General features: G+C 61.1%; 17 protein-coding genes. 4 read left to right on the top strand and 13 right to left on the bottom strand.

What is annotated here, in order from left to right:
* Positions 1-58: 58 nt before the first annotated feature.
* From FPL22_RS12710 to FPL22_RS12685, 6 genes are all read right to left on the bottom strand, one after another.
* Entirely contained in the window at positions 59-265 is a 207-nt protein-coding gene (locus FPL22_RS12710; protein WP_144230790.1) for a hypothetical protein, read from the bottom strand.
* A gap of 71 nt (positions 266-336) precedes the next feature.
* Positions 337-687, bottom strand: a complete 351-nt coding sequence (locus FPL22_RS12705) for a phage holin family protein (protein WP_238991412.1) — start codon at positions 685-687, stop codon at positions 337-339.
* A gap of 48 nt (positions 688-735) precedes the next feature.
* Complete coding sequence (locus FPL22_RS12700) at positions 736-1,047, bottom strand: ElaB/YgaM/YqjD family protein (protein WP_162525302.1); 312 nt, start codon at positions 1,045-1,047, stop codon at positions 736-738.
* Between the two features lie 207 nt (positions 1,048-1,254).
* On the bottom strand, positions 1,255-3,069 hold the full coding sequence (locus FPL22_RS12695; protein ID WP_144230787.1) for a sensor histidine kinase: 1,815 nt from the start codon (positions 3,067-3,069) through the stop codon (positions 1,255-1,257).
* Positions 3,070-3,087: 18 nt separating this feature from the next.
* Positions 3,088-4,422 (bottom strand): sigma-54-dependent transcriptional regulator, encoded by a 1,335-nt coding sequence (locus FPL22_RS12690; RefSeq protein WP_144230786.1) that lies wholly within the window; start codon positions 4,420-4,422, stop codon positions 3,088-3,090.
* Between the two features lie 475 nt (positions 4,423-4,897).
* On the bottom strand, positions 4,898-5,059 hold the full coding sequence (locus tag FPL22_RS12685) for a DUF1328 domain-containing protein (RefSeq protein WP_144230785.1): 162 nt from the start codon (positions 5,057-5,059) through the stop codon (positions 4,898-4,900).
* A gap of 317 nt (positions 5,060-5,376) precedes the next feature.
* Here FPL22_RS12685 and FPL22_RS12680 point away from each other — a divergent pair, with 317 nt between their 5' ends.
* Positions 5,377-6,606, top strand: coding sequence for a nucleoside monophosphate kinase (locus tag FPL22_RS12680; RefSeq protein WP_144230784.1), 1,230 nt, complete (start codon positions 5,377-5,379; stop codon positions 6,604-6,606).
* 57 nt (positions 6,607-6,663) lie between these two features.
* On the opposite strand, the gene ppgK is transcribed toward FPL22_RS12680, so the two are convergent.
* From ppgK to FPL22_RS12660, 4 genes are all read right to left on the bottom strand, one after another.
* Positions 6,664-7,395, bottom strand: coding sequence for a polyphosphate--glucose phosphotransferase (gene ppgK / locus FPL22_RS12675; protein WP_144230783.1), 732 nt, complete (start codon positions 7,393-7,395; stop codon positions 6,664-6,666).
* 19 nt (positions 7,396-7,414) lie between these two features.
* Positions 7,415-7,918, bottom strand: coding sequence for an FKBP-type peptidyl-prolyl cis-trans isomerase (locus tag FPL22_RS12670; RefSeq protein WP_238991411.1), 504 nt, complete (start codon positions 7,916-7,918; stop codon positions 7,415-7,417).
* 53 nt (positions 7,919-7,971) lie between these two features.
* Positions 7,972-10,497, bottom strand: a complete 2,526-nt coding sequence (locus FPL22_RS12665; protein ID WP_144230782.1) for an ABC transporter permease — start codon at positions 10,495-10,497, stop codon at positions 7,972-7,974.
* Between the two features lie 65 nt (positions 10,498-10,562).
* Positions 10,563-11,267 carry an ABC transporter ATP-binding protein gene (locus tag FPL22_RS12660; RefSeq protein WP_144230781.1) on the bottom strand — a complete coding sequence of 235 codons (705 nt, stop codon included), beginning with the start codon at positions 11,265-11,267 and terminating at the stop codon, positions 10,563-10,565.
* Between the two features lie 45 nt (positions 11,268-11,312).
* Between FPL22_RS12660 and FPL22_RS12655 the strand changes: the two genes are divergently transcribed.
* On the top strand, positions 11,313-11,933 hold the full coding sequence (locus FPL22_RS12655; RefSeq protein ID WP_144230780.1) for an arylesterase: 621 nt from the start codon (positions 11,313-11,315) through the stop codon (positions 11,931-11,933).
* Here the strand turns inward: FPL22_RS12655 and FPL22_RS12650 are convergent.
* The 3 genes from FPL22_RS12650 to FPL22_RS12640 all read right to left on the bottom strand — a co-directional run bounded on the left by FPL22_RS12650 (position 11,925) and on the right by FPL22_RS12640 (position 15,753).
* Positions 11,925-14,354 carry a VWA domain-containing protein gene (locus FPL22_RS12650; protein WP_144230779.1) on the bottom strand — a complete coding sequence of 810 codons (2,430 nt, stop codon included), beginning with the start codon at positions 14,352-14,354 and terminating at the stop codon, positions 11,925-11,927. The two genes, FPL22_RS12655 and FPL22_RS12650, sit on opposite strands and share 9 nt — an antisense overlap.
* A gap of 12 nt (positions 14,355-14,366) precedes the next feature.
* Positions 14,367-14,894, bottom strand: a complete 528-nt coding sequence (locus FPL22_RS12645; RefSeq protein ID WP_144230778.1) for an RNA polymerase sigma factor — start codon at positions 14,892-14,894, stop codon at positions 14,367-14,369.
* Between the two features lie 88 nt (positions 14,895-14,982).
* On the bottom strand, positions 14,983-15,753 hold the full coding sequence (locus FPL22_RS12640) for an RDD family protein (RefSeq protein WP_144230777.1): 771 nt from the start codon (positions 15,751-15,753) through the stop codon (positions 14,983-14,985).
* Positions 15,754-15,854: 101 nt separating this feature from the next.
* On the opposite strand from FPL22_RS12640, the gene FPL22_RS12635 reads away from it, so the two are divergent.
* On the top strand, positions 15,855-17,465 hold the full coding sequence (locus tag FPL22_RS12635) for a peptide ABC transporter substrate-binding protein (RefSeq protein ID WP_144230776.1): 1,611 nt from the start codon (positions 15,855-15,857) through the stop codon (positions 17,463-17,465).
* 116 nt (positions 17,466-17,581) lie between these two features.
* On the top strand, positions 17,582-18,154 hold the full coding sequence (locus FPL22_RS12630) for a hypothetical protein (RefSeq protein ID WP_144230775.1): 573 nt from the start codon (positions 17,582-17,584) through the stop codon (positions 18,152-18,154).
* Positions 18,155-18,171 lie beyond the last annotated feature (17 nt).

Here is an 18,171-nt window from a genome sequence, read left to right as displayed (position 1 = left end):
AACGGGAAAGGACAGGGTTAGTTGAACACGGGACAAAACGAATAACAGCAGATGCGGACTAACGCATCGACTTGAAAAGACTGAAGGCCGTGGGCCCCCAGCGAAACAGACCGCTGATCAAACCTCCGCTCTTGGGGAATACTTTTTTCTTCAGCAAAAACCCGAGCGGAATCGCACCGAATTTTACGATGGGCGAGATGGCTTTCCACTGCGCATAAGCCTGCTCGAGCCAGGTCACCGGCCGCAGCACGCGCTCGATTTCCACGACACACTCAGCGCGCCGGGAACGGATCCGCGAGCGGAGCCGTTCCTTGCGTCCTGCCAAAATCGCGAGGTCTATTTGCGGATACATGCGCGATCCTCCGTGATGCTTTCGATCGTGCCTTCGAAGGGTTTCGGCTGGTGGGTAAACACCCGGCGCAACGCGATGACGACAAACACCAGCGCGATGGCGTAGAGTCCGGCGAAACCGCCAAGCACGGCGAGGCGCGCCGTGTCCCAGAAGAGATACACCACGGTCAACGTAAGAAACGTGAGCGTCATGCCCGCCGCGAACACCGTGGCGCTGATCCAGATGATCAACTGCACCAAGCGGTATTTCTCTTCCTGAAGCTCGATGGAAATCAGCTCGATACGCTCTTGAAGCGTGCCGAGCAGATTATCGCCAAGCCCCGCGAGGGAATCCATGAAACCGGGAGAAGCTGGATGCCGGTTTTCCATGATGGTGGCTCAGGATTACTTGTTGCGACGCAGGAAGGCGCCGAGGAGCACGCCGACGCCGAGGGCGATGGCGAGGGACTCGTAAGGATGCGAACGGATAGCCGAGTCGGTCTGCTTGGCGCCGGCGACAACACGCTCCTTGGCGTAGGAGAGCGCGTGCTCCACCTTCTCGCGGGTTTCGGAGAGACGATCGCGCAGCGAGGCGAGCTTGTCTTCGGCACCTTCGGCAATACCGCCGCCGATGGTCTTTTCGGCTTCGGCGATCAACGCGCGGAGGTTTTCAACGATCTGTTCAGGGGATTCGGCAGTGGCTTTTTTGGTGCTCATGGAATGATGGGTAAGAGAATTTATGTTAATTGAGTTTAACTGACTTAACCCACCGACCGCTGCATCAACGATCAGTTCGCCATTTATCGTTATTTTTTCATCACCAACGAATAACAGATAAACCGGGTTTCCGCCAAAATTTACAGATAATGCAAACTGCAACATCCTGCCGGCCTGCGTAACTCAATCCGCACATCGGGCGGATGTTCAACCCGCTGCGTCCGCAGTCACGTTACCCACTGGCAGGAGAAAGTAAAAATCACTGCCTTTGCCCGCATTGCTGGCGCACGCGATCGATCCGCCGTGAGCGACGACGATCTCTCTCGCAATCGTGAGGCCGAGACCCGCGCCTTTTTTCGCCTGGTCAGGCACCCGATAAAACCGGTCAAAGATATGCCCCATGCTTTCTGGCGGAATGCCCGGGCCTTGGTCGCGCACACCGAAACGCACAAACGCATCCGGCGCGGGTTCGGCGTAGAGCGTGATCTCCGTGCCTTCACCGGAATACTTGGAGGCGTTCGTCAGCAGATTGATGAACACGTGGCGCACGCGTTCAGGATCCACATTCACTTCGGTCAGCACGGCATCGGCCCGCACCGTGATGGTTTGTCCGGCGGCCTCGATGATCGCGGTCATCTCGCGCGCCATGTCATCGAGCAACGGCGCAACCGACACGGGCCGCCGGTTCAACCGCGAAGCGCCGCCTTCAAGACGACTCAGGTCGAGCAGATCATTAAGGATGCGCAGGAGTCGCTCCGCATTGTCGCGCGAGGTTTCCACCAGGTAGCGCTGCTTTTCGGTAAGCGGACCAAAGCTTTCCTCGAGCAACATGTGCACCGCCATAATGAGGCTGGTGAGCGGAGTCTTGAGTTCATGACTCACAGTCGAAACCAGGTTGCCCTTCACGTCATCGAGCAGCCGGAATTTAGTGACGTCCTGCAAAATCACCGCCGCTCCGCCGAAGCCCGTCAGCGAGTCGCCGATCGCGAGGATGCGAGGGAGGTAATGACGCTCGCCGCCATCAACATGCACCGTGACCACTTGATCGTAATCGGTGGGCAGGTAATGCGTGCCACTGGCCAACACTTGCTTGAGCGGCGCCTCGAGGGCGACCGGGAGACCGCCGGCCAGTTCAGGCAGTGCGGCAATCGCCTCGGCGGCGGGATTGCGCACTTCGTGGCTGCCATCGGCATTGATCACGAAAAGCGGATCCGGCGTCGAGGTGAGTGTGGCTTCCATCGTGCGACGCGAACGGCTGACGCGCTCATTCATCGCATCGCGATAACGGCGCAGCTTGTCCGCCATGATATTGAACGTGCGCGCGAGATCGCCGAGCTCATCGCTCGATGTCACCGGCACATCATCGTCAAATTTGCCTTCGCCAAACGCCGCGGCCGAGGTCTGCAGCGCCTGAATCGGACGGAGCAACGAACGCGCGAGACGATAAGAAAGAAACACCGAAAGCAGAATCGCGACGACCATCGCCGCGACGAGAAAGTTGATGCTTTTGTGCGAGAGACCGCGCGCACGCTCGGCCGAAGCCGCCACCTCCGCGTAATCGCCCTCGGCAATGCGTTCGATGGCTTTGAGCGTTTTAAACAACGCCGTTTCCGTATCACGCAACGAATGAATCGACGCATCGCCCGCTCCGTCGAGCCGCGCCCGCCCCAGCGTGTCGAGCTCCAGGAACGCCGCGTCGAGCTGGTTCATTCTTTCCGCCCGGGCGGAATCGGCGGACGCCAGCGATTGCTCCATGAAGTGCCGGCGGAAACGCGACCGTTGTTCCTCGTAGGTTTTGCGCGCACCGATGGGATCACCGCGGTCGCCATGCGTGATCGCACCGGCCATGAGCGTGGCCGCCTCGCGCATTTCGTAACCACCGATCATCGCCCGATAACTCACCGTGAGACTGCGCTCAAACGTGCCGGCCAGATCCCGGTAGAGATACGTGCCCACCGCGCCGACCGCGATGAAGAGCAGCAGCAGCGGAAGCAGTCCGAGGTAGAGGCGGTTGCGCAGCATGACGGCGACGGCGGCTCGTTAAATCATCCCGAGTTTCTGTCGCTTGCGATAAAGCGTCGCGGGATCGATACCGAGAATCTTGGCTGCATCATCGAGTGTCTTCGTCGTGCCGAGCACGCGGCGCAGATGCTCCGTCTCCAGTTCTTCGAGAGTCACCCGGCCGCCGACCGTCACGCGGGAATCTTCCGGCGTCGCGAATTCCTCCGGCATATCCTCGAGCCCGAGGCGGTCGCCATTGGCCAGAATGACGGCGCGCTCGATCACGTTACGCAACTCGCGCAAGTTGCCCGGCCAGGCATAACGGCTGAACGCATCATCCACCTCGGGGGAAAAACCGTTGAGCTTTTTGCCGATGCGCTTCGAAAAGAAATCGAGGTAACTCGTGGCGAGCCGGGAGAAATCCGCCGGACGATCACGCAGGCCGGACATCGTGAGCGTGATGACGTTGAGCCGATAAAAAAGGTCTTCGCGGAAACGCCCGGCCTTCACCTCTTCGGCGAGATTGCGATTGGTCGCGGCGATGACACGCACGTTGGCCCGGCGCGTGCGGGATTCGCCCACGCGCTCGTATTCCCGCTCTTGCAGCAGACGAAGGAGCTTCGGTTGGATTTCGAGCGGCATCTCGCCGATCTCGTCCAGAAAAAGCGTGCCGCCATCGGCCGCCGCCACCTTGCCGATCGTGTCGGCAACGGCGCCGGTGAAAGAGCCTTTGACGTGGCCGAAGAGTTCACTCTCCAGCAGCTCTTTGGAAAGACTCGGGCAGTTGACGGTCACAAAGGCGTTGTCCTTCTGCGCGCCACGCCGGTGAATCTCCCGCGCCAGCACGCTTTTGCCCGTGCCGCTCGGCCCTAAAATAAGAATACTGGCGGAGGTCTCCGCCGCTTTGAAAGCGATAGCCAGCGTGCGCTGCACGGTGACTTCCTCGGACGTGAGATCTACGGCGGGCGCCTCGTCGGTGATCTGCGACTCCAGTTGTTCGACACGTTTTTCGAGACGCCGGTTTTTTTCGATTTTTTCAAGCACCTGTCGGATTTGCTCGGGCGTGAAAGGCTTCGGTATAAAATCGGTGGCCCCGCGTCGCATCGCATCCACGGCGGTGCTGATATTCGCGTAAGCGGTGAACATGACGACCGGCAGCGAGGGCTGGGCTTTGAGCAGTTTTTCCAGCACCACGAGGCCGTTCTCGGTGCCCAGTTTCAGATCGAGAAAACAAGCGTCGAACGCCTCGGTTTCGATTTCCTTTAAAGCCTTTAGCCCGCTGGAAACGCCGATTGGCTCGTGCCCCATTGCTTCCACGGCGAGCGCGGTGGTTTTCCGGATCCCCGGCTCATCATCGACAATCAATACTCGCATGGTGCTTAACACGGTGGTCGAATAAGCAAACCGGTTCCCGCCTTTCGCAAGAGTCGATTACCGCGTCGAGTTCCCGCCCTAAAAAAAGCCAAGGCGGGGTCGCTTAAGGCGGCCCCGCCAGGTCCAGCTTCAACTAACAACCCCGGAAGTCGCACCTCCGGGAATCTTTATGAGTTTAACACACAACACACATTTAACAGTGGGTGGTTCTCATTAATTTTTAGGTGTGCGACGGATGAAAAACATCGCGATCGCGATCACCAGAAAACCAACACTAGCCACCCGTGCATAGAGACCCGCGGGTTCACTCGGGGTTCCGCTGAATGCAAAAATTGCGGAGACCAACGACAGCAGCAAACACGTGATCGCCCACGTCACCAACGCGGCATGGCCACCTTGGTGTGATCGATCACGCGGATCGGAATCGTGGTGCGTATGTAAATGCACGGAGGAGAGAGGTTTTAAAACCCGCTGCTCAAACCTTCTTGCGGCCGAAGATCAGCGACAGGATGAAGAGCACGAGAAACACGAAGAACAAAATCTTCGCGATGCCGACAGCGGTGCCGGCGATACCGCCAAAACCAAGAGCTGCGGCGATGAGAGCGATAACGAGAAAAGTAAGGGACCAGCTTAACATGGTGATGAAGAGTTGAGGATTGGATTAAGGGATTTGATCGAACTGCGAACGACTTCCCTAACGCCCAATGCATGCCAACCCTTGCTTATATAAACCTAACCCCCTTAAAATTAACGGATTAAATAGTTATCAGTGAGCCCCGGCGTGTTACTCGCCCGCCGGGGCCGTGCAAGATGCAGTCCTGTTTCCACCTCAAAGACCGCAAAACGCATGAAGCCCGCTTCGCAGCCACGGAGCATCCCTACTTTTTCGCCGAAGTGTGTTTCTAGTGTCGAGTTGCACCTAGGAATCCTTCTAAACCTGATCGTAACATTTCCATGGATATCCCCTCCCCCGAAAAAATCGTCCCCGCATCCCCCACTGCCGGCGTGGACGCCCAGAGCAACGACCTCGAGATCAAAGACGCCCAGCTGATCTTCAACTCCGTGTGGGAATCGCTCGAAGCGGAAGTCGGCCGTCAAAACCTGCGCTTCCCCAAGGAAATCATTCTGCTCGGCGGCGCCCCCGGCTCCGGCAAAGGCACCAACACCAACTTCATCCTCAAGGCCCGCGGCCTCACCTGCGAACCGATCGTAGTGAGTTCCCTGCTCGATTCGCCCGAGGCAAAAAAGATCAAGGATGCCGGCGGCATGGTCGGCGATCGCGAGGTCATCGGCCTGCTTCTCCGCAAACTGCTCGAAACCCAGTTCCGCGACGGCGTCATCCTCGACGGCTTCCCCCGCACCAAGGTCCAGGTCGAGTGCCTCAAGCTCCTCGTCAGCCAGATCCAGTCCTTGCGTAGTGAGTTTTACAATACACCGCTCGGCATCCATTTCCGCCAGACCACCATTCACATCATGGTGCTCTTCGTGGACGAAAAAACCTCCGTCGACCGCCAGCTGAAACGCGGCCGCGAGATTCAGGTTTATAACGCCGAGGTCCGCCGCACCGGCGTGGGCGAACTCCAGGAAGAACGCGCCACGGATTACGACACCGGCCTCGCCCAGCGCCGCTACCGCGTCTTCAAAGAGCAGACGTGGGACGCCCTGCAGTCGCTCAAGGAAATCTTCCACTATCACTTCATCAACGCGCAGGGTGACATCCGCGAGGTGGAGTCCAACATCCTCGGCGAGCTTCAATACCAGAGCACCCTGGAACTCGACTCACGCACGCACGACATTCTCCGCGTCATCCCCGTCGCCAGCGAGATCATCGTCCACGCCCGGCAGGAAATGGTGAAGCGCCTCGACGCCTACGCCGTCGAAAACGCCGAGCTCTTCGCGAAGGTCGTCAGCTTCATCGACAAAAAAATCGTTCCCATCGTGCTGCGCCACGCCATCTCCGGCGTCGCCCTCGTCAACACCGAGGAGCCGTTGCTCGATGATCCGCTGTGCCTCGCGATGCTCATCGACATTTTCTCCGAGCGCGGCTTCCACGCCGTCGTTGATCTCCACCGCATCGAAGTCCCCGAGAAGTTCGACCTCGCGACCGGCTGCATCAAGTGCCGCATCAAAAAGGTCTACCGCATCCAGATCCGCTTCCAGGGATCCGAAATCCGCCGCGGCTGATTTCCGTCCACGAAAAAGGGGCGCGCAACCGAAAGGTCGCGCGCCCCTTTTTTATGCTTACTTCTTGGCCGAAAGCGCGGCGCCGACGATGCCCGCCTCGTTCAGAAACGCCGCCGGCATGATCGGCGTGCGCAGCTTCAGGTATTTGAACCATTTTTTGTAGTCCGCGCTGATACCGCCGCCCACGATGATGAGCTCGGGCCAGAGCACGGTTTCGAGCTGGTTGAGGTAATCGCTCACCTTGTGCGCCCACTTTTTGTAGGAGAGTTTTTTGCGCTCCTTGGCAGCGGCCGAGACAAAGCACTCCGCCGACTTGCCCTTGATCTTCAGGTGGCCGAATTCACTATTCGGATACAAAATTCCGTCCACGAACAGCGCGCTGCCCACGCCGGTGCCAAAGGTCAGCAGGAGCACGGTGCCTTTGCGGCCCTTGCCCGCGCCAAACGTGGCCTCGGCCGCGCCCGCCGCATCGGCGTCGTTGACCAGGCTCACCGGCAGGCCGGTGACCTTGCTGAACAGCTTGCCTGCATCGAGGTCGATGAAGTCCTTGTGCAGGTTGGCCGAGGTGCGGATGACGTTGCCGTGAACCACGCCGGGGAAGCCGATGCCGATCGGGCCCTTCCAGTTGAAGTGCGCGGCCAGCTCCTTGATCGCCAGGGCCATGTCCTTCGGCGCAAGCACGTCAGGCGTGGCGATACGATGGCGCTCCGCGAGGAGCTTGCCGGTTTTGGTGTCAACGGGAGCGCCCTTGAGCGCCGACCCGCCAATATCGATTCCGAGAACGTTCATAGGTAAAAAATGCGTGGGGTTAGTGTTTGCAGCCGCAATCGTGGCTGCCGCAATCGCCTTCAGCCTGACCTTGGTGGGCGTGGCCGTGTTTGATCTCTTCTTCGTTGGCAGCGCGCACCGCGACCACCTCGACGTCGAAAATCAGATCGACGCCCGCCAGCGGATGATTCGCATCGAGCATGACATGGTCTCCATCGACTTCGACCACGCGCACGATGGGAGCAAATTGATCCTCGCCCGCGCGGAATTGATCACCGGGATTCAGGTCACCTTCGACGGGCAGGAGCGCTTTCAGCACGCGCTGAACCTGCGACTCGTCATGCATGCCATAGGCTTTGGCCGCCGGCACGTTGACCGTCTGCTTCGTGCCCGGAGCCACGCCGTGCAGCGCCTCGTCGAGGCCGTCGATGATCTGGCCCGCACCCTCAAGGTAGCTCACCGGCTGGCCGCCCGAAGACGTGTCCAGCAGGCGCCCATCGGGATCGCGCAGCGTATAATGAAAAGTAACGACGTTCCGGATCATGGTGTAGTCGTCCAGTCACCAACGAGCCCCACACGCTGGCAAGGGTGAAAACATCATGCCTCCTGCCGCAACACTTCCAACGGCGGTTGACGGGTGATCCCGCGCCCCGACAGCAATCCCGTGGCCAGCGTCAGTCCCGTCACCAGCACGACCGACAAAACCAACGGCATGACCGGCAGGATCACAGGTGCTTTGAACACCCAGATGGCCAGCGCTGCATTCGCCCCGTAGGCGAGTCCGCCGCCGACCAGCGCTCCGAGCACGCCCAGCACCGCGTATTCGACAAGCTGGATTTGCATCAACTGCGCACGCGATGCCCCCAGCGTGCGCAACAACACCGTCTCGCGCACGCGTTGGAAACGTCCCGTCATCACCGCGCCTGCCAGCACGATGACACCGGTCGCCACCGTGAACAATGACATGAACTGCACCACAAACTGCACCTTGGAAAAAATCCCGTCCAACGTCTGCATCACTAGCGCGAGATCGAGCGCCGACACATTGGGGAACGCCGTGACCACCGCCTGCTGCGCTTTGGCCGATTCCGCCGCTCCGTTCGCACGCGCCGCCACCACATAAAATTTCGGCGCCGCTTCCAGCACGCCTTCGGGAAACACCACGAAGAAATTTGGCGACAACCGCTTCCAGTCCACGCGCCGCAAGCTCGTCACGCGGGATGCCACCGGCACGCCTTGCACGTCGAACTCCAGCTCGTCGCCCAGCGTGAGCTGCATGTCTTTCGCGAGCCCTTCCTCCATCGAAATCGGGATGACCGTGTCGTTCTCCGTCGCCCTGCCGGTAAACGTCCCGCCGATGACCGTCTCGGTCGTCGTCAACTCACCGCGGAACGTCGAGCGATACTCGCGGCGCAACGTCCACGCCGGTATGCGCACGCTTTCATCGAGCAACAGCTCCTCGACCGCACGCCCCTTCAGGCTCCGCAACCGCATCGTCACGATCGGCGCACTCGCCTGCACCGGCACACCTTGCTTCGCCAGCACCGCGCCGAGGGGCTCGATCTGGTCATCCTGGATATCGAAGAACAACAGATTCGGCCGCGCGCCATCGCCCGAATCGCGGATCTGGCTGAGCAACGTCTCACGCGCCAGCGAGAGCGTGAGCAGCAAAAACGTCCCCAGTCCCAGCGACAACAGCAGCAGCACCGTGCGGTTGTTCGGCCGGTGAAGATTCGCCACGCCCTGACGCCACACATAAGGCAGGCCCTTCGGCAAAAAGCGTCGAGCCAGCCACGCCACCACGCGTGCCGAGCCGGCCAGCACCGCAAAGCTCACCAGCAACGCCCCCGTGAAACCCAGGCCCCACGATACACGTTGCGTTTGCCAGATCGCAAAGCCCGTCACCGCCGCAAGGATCGCCGCATAGACCGCCCACCGCAACGGATCGCCCTGCCCCGCCCGCTCGGCAAACGCCGACCGGATCGCCACCAAGGGCGACACCCGCCGCACCGCCAGCAGCGGTAGCAACGTGAACAACACACCCACACCCACGCCCGCCAACAATCCCCGTGCCACCGCCGCCCACGATACAAAGAAATCAATCTCGAACGGCAGCATGCCCTTCACCAGCGCCGGCAACGCCAGCTGCACCGCCACACCCAACACCGTTCCCGCCAGCGCACCGATCACGCCCAGCGCCAGGCCTTGCACCAGATACACGCCGAAGCTTTGCCACGCGCTCGCGCCGAGACAGCGCAACACCGCGACCGTGGTGATTTTTTGCCGCACATAGACATGGATCGCACTCGCCACGCCGATCGCGCCGAGCACCAGCGCGACGAAGCCCACCAGACTCAGGAAGCCTTGCACGTTTTGCAGCGACTGCCCGAGTTCGCGCCGACGCTCCTCGACCGTATCCACGCTGAGTCGCAACTCACGAAACCGCGCACGATTGTCCGCCACGAAGCGCTCCACATCGCGCTCGGGACCGAATTTGAAATACGCCCGGTGCCGGACCAGTGATCCGCGACCCATGAGTCCCGTTTCAGCCAGCGCCGATCTCGCCACCAGCACACGCGGTGAAAGCGTCGCCACCGCCGCCGAATCGCCGGGCAACTGCTCCAGCCCGCCCGCAATCGTGAACGTCTTTTCGCCGAGCTTGAGCGGATCACCCGCCTTCAAGCCAAACTGCCGCAGCAAGGTTTCCTCGACCACCACTGCATCGCCTTGCGGCAGTCGCGCGAATCCGTCCGCCGGATTCGTTTTCACCACGCCATAAAACGGATACCCGCCTTCAAGCGCGCGCACCGTGATGAGCCGCGTCTGGTTGCCCGCCGAGGGGAACACCACCATCGAGGAAAACGTGGTTTCCTTCGCCTGCTCGCCACCGAGTCCGTCGAGAAACGCCTGCGCCTCGGGCGTGACCGCCGAGCGTGACGTCACCGCGAGATCCGCCCCGAGCAGGCCCTTCGATTGATCGTCGATCGCCTGCCGCAGATTCGCGCTGAACGAACCGATCGCCACGAGCGCCGCGACGCCCAGCACGATCGACAACGAAAACAACACGAGCCGCCGGCGCGCGGTCCGCGAATCCCGCCACGCCATTTTAAATACAAAATTCATTTAGACAGGATTTACGGGATAAATACCGGGATAAAATGCATCACCGGGTTCGGACATCGTGACTTTCATCCTGTTAATCCTGTCTTCACTTCGGAGTCTTCCACCACGCGCCCATCCCGGAGTCTCAACACCCGTCCGCACTTCTTCGCCAGCTCCAGGTCATGCGTCACCAGCACGAGCGTCGTGCCTTGTTCGCGATTCAAACCGAAGATCAGGTCGATCATCGCGTGCGACGTCGCCCCGTCGAGATTCCCCGTCGGCTCGTCACAGAACAAAATCTTCGGCGCGTTGATGAAAGCCCGAGCCAGCGCCACGCGCTGCTGTTCGCCGCCCGACAACTGAATCGGATAATGTCCCGTGCGCGCACCGAGCCCCACGCGTTCGAGCAAGGCCAGCGCCTCGGGCTCGCGTCCACTCACACCGCGCAGCTCCAGCGGAACGAGCACATTTTCCACCGCCGTGAGCGTAGGAATGAGCTGAAAATTCTGAAACACGAAGCCGACCTGCTCGTTGCGCACGCGGGCACGCGCATCTTCGCCGAGGCCACCGAGCGAAACCCCGCCCAGCGCGACTTCGCCTCCCGACGGACGGTCCAGCCCTGCGCACAACCCCAGCAACGTGGTCTTGCCGCTGCCCGAAGGACCCACGATCGCGAGGCTCTCGCCGGCGCCGAGCGCGAAACTCACCTCGTGCAGCACGGTGATCGGGCCGGCGGCGGTCGGATAAGTTTGGGTCAGCTTCTCGACTTTCAGGATGGGTTGATCACTCATTTATGGAACCGCGAACGAAACGCCGCGTCCTGCTTTGAGCAACTCATGAAGCCACTGTTCCCTTTTCTCTTCGCCTGCGTGTTGTTTTTTTCGACCGCGCACGCCGACACGCCCAAGACGATCCTCTTCTTCGGCGACAGCCTCACGGCCGGCTACGGCCTCGATGACTCCGCCACTCAGGCGTTTCCCGGCCTCGTGCAGAAAAAAATCACCGACGAGAAACTGTCCTACCGCGTGATCAACGCCGGCCTCAGCGGCGAAACCACCGCCGGTGGCCTGCGCCGCATCGACTGGATCCTGCGCACGCCCGTTGACGTATTTATCCTCGAACTCGGCGGCAACGACGGCCTCCGCGGACTCCCGCCCTCCGTCGCCGCCAAAAACCTTCAAGGCATCATCGACAAAGTCCGTGCGAAAAATCCGTCGGTGAAACTCGTCATCGCCGGCATGGCAATGCCCGTGAGCATGGGCGCGGCCTACACCCGCGAGTTCTCCGCGATCTTCCCCGCGATCGCTCAAACCAACAATGCCACACTGATTCCGTTTCTCCTCGAAGGCGTAGGCGGCATGCCCGAGCTGAACCTGCCCGACGGCGTCCACCCCACCGCCGCCGGCCACAAGATCGTGGCGGAGACGGTGTGGAAGACACTCAAGCCGTTACTTTAATTCGGCCGAGCGGCGCACGAGCTGGATGAATTCCGCACGGTAGCCGCCGGCGTCGTCGCCCAGTCCGTTCTCTGCCCAGCCGACCACTTGCTCGAAGGTCGCCGAACCCTTGTGCGGTGAATCGCGCAGCAACATGCCCCAAGCCGCCACCGCGGCGGCGAATTGGAATTCGCCATCGGCCTTCGTGAAATCCGCGCCGGTGTCGATCAGCGGGAATTCCTGCTTCTTGCTCACATCACCCTCGGGCGCTTTGTAACGAATCTTGAGCGTGAGCAACTCGCGCGAACCCGTGGTGCGAGCCGCAGGCTTGCGAACGTTGCCCTCCGTCCGCTGATATTTGAGCGGATCGACCAACGGACGCACCGAGCCATCCGCGTTCACGCCGACCGGCACGATTTCATAGAGCGCGGTCACCGTGTGGCCCGCGCCAATGTCGCCGGCATCGACCGCGTCGTTGTTGAAATCTTCCTTCGCGAGGATGCGGTTCTCGTAACCAATCAACCGATACGAGGCGACGCGGGCCGGGTTAAACTCGACTTGGATTTTCACGTCCTTCGCAACGGTCGCGAGCGTGCCCTCGACCTGTTCGACGAACACCTTCTCCGCCTCGCGGCGCGTGTCGATGTAGCCATAGGCGCCGTTGCCCTTGTCGGCCAGCGACTCGAGCGTGTTGTCCTTGAGGTTGCCCATGCCGAAACCGAATACGCTCAGGAAGACGCGGCTCTTGGCTTTTTCCTCGATGAGCTGCACGAGCTCCGTGCGGCTGGTGACGCCGACATTAAAATCACCATCGGTGCAGAGGATGACGCGGTTGATACCGCCGTTGGCCACGAAGTTAGCCTTGGCGATATCGTAGGCGAGGTGGATGCCCATCGCGCCGTTGGTCGAGCCGGAGGCGTTGAGATTATCGAGCGCCGCCAGGATTTCGTTTTTCTGCGAAGCCGGCGTGGACGGCAGAGCGAGACCGGAATTGCCCGCATACGTGACGATGGCCACGCGATCATCGGGCCGCAGACGCTCGACGAGGAGACGCAGCGATTGTTTCACCAGAGGGAGCTTGTTCGCCGAGTTCATCGAGCCGGATACATCGAGCAGGAAAACGATGTTGGCTGCCGGACGCGTGGCGGCGGTGAATTCGCGAGCCTTCAGACCGACACGCACCAGACGATGAGCCGGCGCCCACGGAGCGGAAGCGACTTCGAGCTTCGCGGCGAAAGGCGCCGCGTCCTTCGAGTCCGTTTTCGGCGCGGCGTAACGATACGGGAAATAGTTGATCAGTTCCTCAATGCGCACGGCATCGCGCGGCGGCAGGCGTCCGCTGGTGAGAAACCGGCGGACGTTGCTGTAGCTCGCCGTATCGACATCGATGGAGAACGTCGAAAGCGGTTCCGCCTCGACGGTGCGGTAGGCATTGTCGGCAGACAGAGCGTAGGATTCGGAAGTGTAGCCACCCAATGGAGCGGAATTTACTTCCTCCAACGGTTTTACTTTAAAGCGCAGCGGCGCACCCACCGTGACAACAACTTGGCTTAAGGGCTTATTACTAGGAACCGGTGCAGACGTCGCTACATCTCCGGCGTAAATGCCGGGTCGCTGCCATGAATTACTCACTTCCTCGAGCATCTGTTTGCGATTCCGACTACGGTTGAGCTCACCGATTTCTGCTTTTTCTTTCTGGATTCGTGTCAAAAAGGCCTTCGCTTGCGGATTAGCCGAATCAGCAGCCAGCACGGCGTGAAAAGTTTCCTCTGCCTGCGACATGTTTCCGGCGAGATAATCACTACGACCCTTCGAAATCATCCCGCCAACGGCCTGCTCTTCAGATTGCTTGGCCGCGCCCATCGAGGTGCGGTCAAACAACTTTCCATCAGCCTCCAGATTCTGCCGCACAGGAGCCGGGCTCATCCCAAGCGACTGATCAAACTTTACCTCAACAGGTGCCGATGCAGGCGAAAAAGTATCAGCTGCGACGAGTGCGACCGCTCTTTGCGCCGGCGGTTCAGCCGCTACCTTAAACGCAACGGCCGGTGTGGACACGGGCGTGGTATTCTCGACTGCGGCTATAGACTCCAACTCGGGCTTTGTTGGCTCGTGCCGCACCCACACCACGACCGCGAAACACGCCGCGGCGGCGGTTGCCAGGTAATGCAACGGAAACGGAATGAGCAGACCGCGGCGCTTCTTCGGCGCGGCAGCCGGCGCGGGCCGCGCGGCGTCTTCAATGACCGCCGGCTCTTCACCGAGCACAGAAGTCAGCGTGTCGCCAAAACCGCGCAGCTCCGCCACGGCGGCTTGCAGCGCGGGATCGGCCTGAACGGCCGCTTCGATGAGTTTGAGTTCGTCGCCCTCCAGTTCGCCAAAGGCGTAGGCGGTGATGCGGGGGTCGGCGGGGAAAATATTTTCGTGGGAATCGTGATTCATGGTCGTGGTTCCTCAGGGTTGCTGAGCGGCGAATTCGGCCTTCAGCCGTTGCACCGCGGTGTGGATGAGGACGCCGACATTCGAGACCGAGTGCTCGGTGATGCGGCTGATTTCTTTATAACTGAATCCGTTCTGAAATTTCAGACGGATAACTTCCTGCTGGTTCACCGGCAGGCAGCCGATGAGGCGCAGGAGCGCGGCGTGGGTTTCGGAGGCTTCGAGCGCGCGGCCCGGACGTGGATCGACGGCGGTCACGCGTTCTGCCTCTCCATCGGCAAAGCGTTTCATGCGGCCCTCCTTGCGCAACACGTCGAGCGCGCGGTGGCGGCAGACGGTGAACAACCACTCGGCAAGATGGTCCTCCACCGCGGCGCGCGGCTGCGCCATGAGTTTGACGAACGTATCCTGGACCACGTCGCGCGCCCGTTCGGCATCGCCGGCGAGCAGTCGGGTGGCGTAACGGAGCAGCGACGCCTGATGCGCCGCGACTGCGGATGGGACAAAATCTCCTGCGTTTTCATGGGCGGCCTCCGGGTTCATGGATGGGTCTTCTCCGGGATGACGCGCCAGCGTGCAGGTTCTTAGAAAATAGTTTCTCCGGCTGCGAACGAAGCCGGTTCGCGCCGCCTCAACGCTTCTTGAACACGCGGGTATTGCAGAAGAAATCGTGCAAGCCGCGCTTCTGGTCGTCGAACGCTGCGATCAGAAAACCGATGCCCAGCGTGGGGAAGCCCGCGAGGCCCTTGGCCAAGCAACGCGCCACGATGCGCATGAAACCGAGTGGCTGGCCGTCGGCCTGCGCCAGGCGGATGCCAAAGAGCAGCTTGCCCGGCGTCGCCGCGAAACGCAGCAGGAAGAACAGGTCGTAAACAATCGCCCAGACCAGCCCGATGAAAAAGGCCGTGCCAAGAAACCGCACGAGCATGATCAATTCATCCGGTTGCACCTGATAACCGGGCCCCTTTTGCGCGATCGCCATGGCCTCGGGAAAATACTTCGTGCCGACCACGCCAATCAAAAGCTGCCAGACGATCCACCAGAGCAGAAAATCCACGACTTGCGCGCCAAAGCGCAGCCAGAAACCCGCCAGCACCGGAGCCTCGGCCTCAACGGGAACCGCACGGGCTTGCAGGCCGGACACACGCGGCGCCTCAGGCTCTGCCAACTCCACCTCTTCCTCGAAAACCGGTTCCGCTTCAACGGCCGGCAACGGCGGCGGCATACCGGCAAACATCGCCGGATCGCGTGCCATCACCGCGGACAATGTCTTCCACTGGTCCAGGCCCTGGCGCCAGACCAACGCGTCGCCGGAAATCGTTCCCGCCTGCACCAGCCGTTCAAATTCAGAGTGGGTGACAGGCCCGAGGCGCTGTCCGTCGATCGCGTAATACCATTGCATACCTCGTGCAAACCTCCGCCCGCCGCCACTGGCAACGAAATAGCACGGCGTCTTTGCCCGGCCTTGCGCACCTTTCCCGCCCGCGTTTGTCTGCACGCGCCATGTCGCTCCGTATTCTCGTCGTGCTCGCGGTTGTGTTGTCGTCGTTCACCGGCTGCTTCAAACGCGAAACTCCCGTCGACGCCGCACGCGCCACCAAGACTTTGCTCATCGGCAACGGCGCGGAACCCGCCGACCTCGATCCGCACGTCGCCGTCCTTTACACGGACTACAACATTCTCGTCGCCCTCTTCGAAGGGCTCACCGTTATCGACGAGGCCACCTCGAAACCGCTCCCGGGCGCCGCCGAACGCTGGGACATCTCGCCCGACGGGCTGACCTACACGTTTCAACTGCGCGCCGACGGACTCTGGTCCAATGGTGATCCGGTCACCGCCGAGGATTTTGTTTTTTCCATCGAACGCATTCTCAACCCCAAGCTCGCTTCCGAATACGCCTACATGCTCGACGTGCTCGCCGGCGCCGCCGACTACACCGCGGGCAAACTCACTGATTTCGCCCAAGTCGGCGCCAAGGCCCTCGATGCCCGCACGCTCCAGCTCACGTTGGCCCGCCCCACGCCCTACCTGCTGTCGCTCACCGCCCACCAAGCCTGGTTCCCCGTCCACCGCGCCTCGGTCCTGAAAGCCGGCAATCCCCACGCTCGCGGCACCGGTTGGACGCGCCCCGGCAACTTGATCGGCAACGGCCCGTTCGTCCTCGCCGAGTGGAAGCCCGACCAGCACATCCTCGTTAAGAAAAACCCGCGCCACCACGACGCCGCGACCAACCAGATCGAAGCGGTCAAGTTTTTCCCCGTCGCCGACCCCGGCGTGGACGAACGCGCCTTCCGCTCCGGCCAGGTCCACATCACCTACGACGTCCTGCCCGACCGTCTCGACGCCTGGCGCCGCGAAGATCCGGCCAAACTCCGCGTCGATCCGATCCTCCAAACCTTCTACGTCCGGTTCAACTGCACCCGCGCGCCCTTCACCGATGTGCGCGTGCGCCGCGCACTCGGCCTCGCCATCGACCGTGAAGCCATCGCCGGACCCGTGATGCGCGGCAGCCGCAAGCCCGCCTACTCAATCGTGCCCCCCGACACCGCCGGCTACACGTCGTCCGCCTCGATGCCTACCGACTTCGAAGCCGCACGCCGCCTGCTCACCGAAGCCGGTTTCCCCGGAGGCAAAGGCTTTCCGAAGTTCGAGATCAAAATGAACAACGATCCGATCAACACCAAAGTCTTTGAGGCCATCCAGCAGATGTGGCGCAAGGAACTCGGCATCGAGTGCACCCTCGCGACCATGGATGACCGCGTTTACATCGACGCCATGCAGACGCTCGCCTTCGACGTGCTGCGCTCGCGCTGGATAGGCGATTTCAACGACCCCGCCACCTTCACCGATCTCTTCACCTCGACCAGCGGCAACAACAACACCGGCTGGAAAAACCCCGCCTACGACCGCCTCATCGAAGCCGCCGGCCGCGAACAGGACACCGCGAAGCGCTTCGAACTCCTGCGCCAGGCCGAAGCGATCGTCCTCGCCGAAGCCCCCGTCGCCCCGGTCTTTTTTGGAACCCGCACCTACCTGATCCACCCCGACGTCAAAGGCTGGATCCCCGCCCTCCTCGGCGTTCACCGCTACCAGACCATCCGCCTCGAACCCTGATCAGCCAACCCCGTTTGTAACTTAATAAGTTACAAACTATCCGAAATTGGGCGTATCCCAACTTTTGCTTTTCCTTCTTAACCCGCCTTCCTCGACCAAACTCGTGACCTCTTGGAATGAATTTCATTCACTCGCTGGCACACAATCTGCGACTGGCCTTGTGCTACGCCGGCCTGCCGCGTAAATCCTTCTTCATGCGTCTCCCCGCCCTTCTGCTCGCACTCACCCTAGGCTCAACCTCCGCATTCGCTGGTGGCATTGAAGTCGTTCGCCTGCTGCCCGAATACATGCCGGCGGCTTCCTTCATGCGGGTGTCCGAATATTTCAACGGCAAGGAAAACACCCGCGGTGCCACCATCCTGCGCACCCAGCCGGCTTCGCGTGAGGGTTTCTACTTTAACCTCCGCACCAAGTCCGACACCGCCATCGAGGTCGCGTGGATCGAGTTGCAAATCATCACCCCGGTCTCGCCCGAGGCGCGCACCGAGAGCTTTGCCATTTCGCTTCCCCGCGGCAGCCACCTGACCCGCTTCGGCCTGACCGGCAAAGACTGGCCGAGCCCCCAAGCCCGCCCCGTTGCTTGGAAAATTCGTCTGCTCAGCGCAGACGGCGCGGAACTTGCAACCCAACAAAGTTTCCTTTGGTCCAAACCCGACGCATCCGCTCCCGCCCCCAAAAAGGCGGAGTGACCGATTCTCCCAACTCA

Origin of the sequence: Rariglobus hedericola, from assembly GCF_007559335.1 — a bacterium.
Taxonomy (GTDB): Bacteria; Verrucomicrobiota; Verrucomicrobiia; order Opitutales; family Opitutaceae; genus Rariglobus; species Rariglobus hedericola.
The sequence above is the reverse complement of the archived record's forward strand: the minus strand, read 5'-3'. Positions and strand labels throughout refer to the sequence as shown.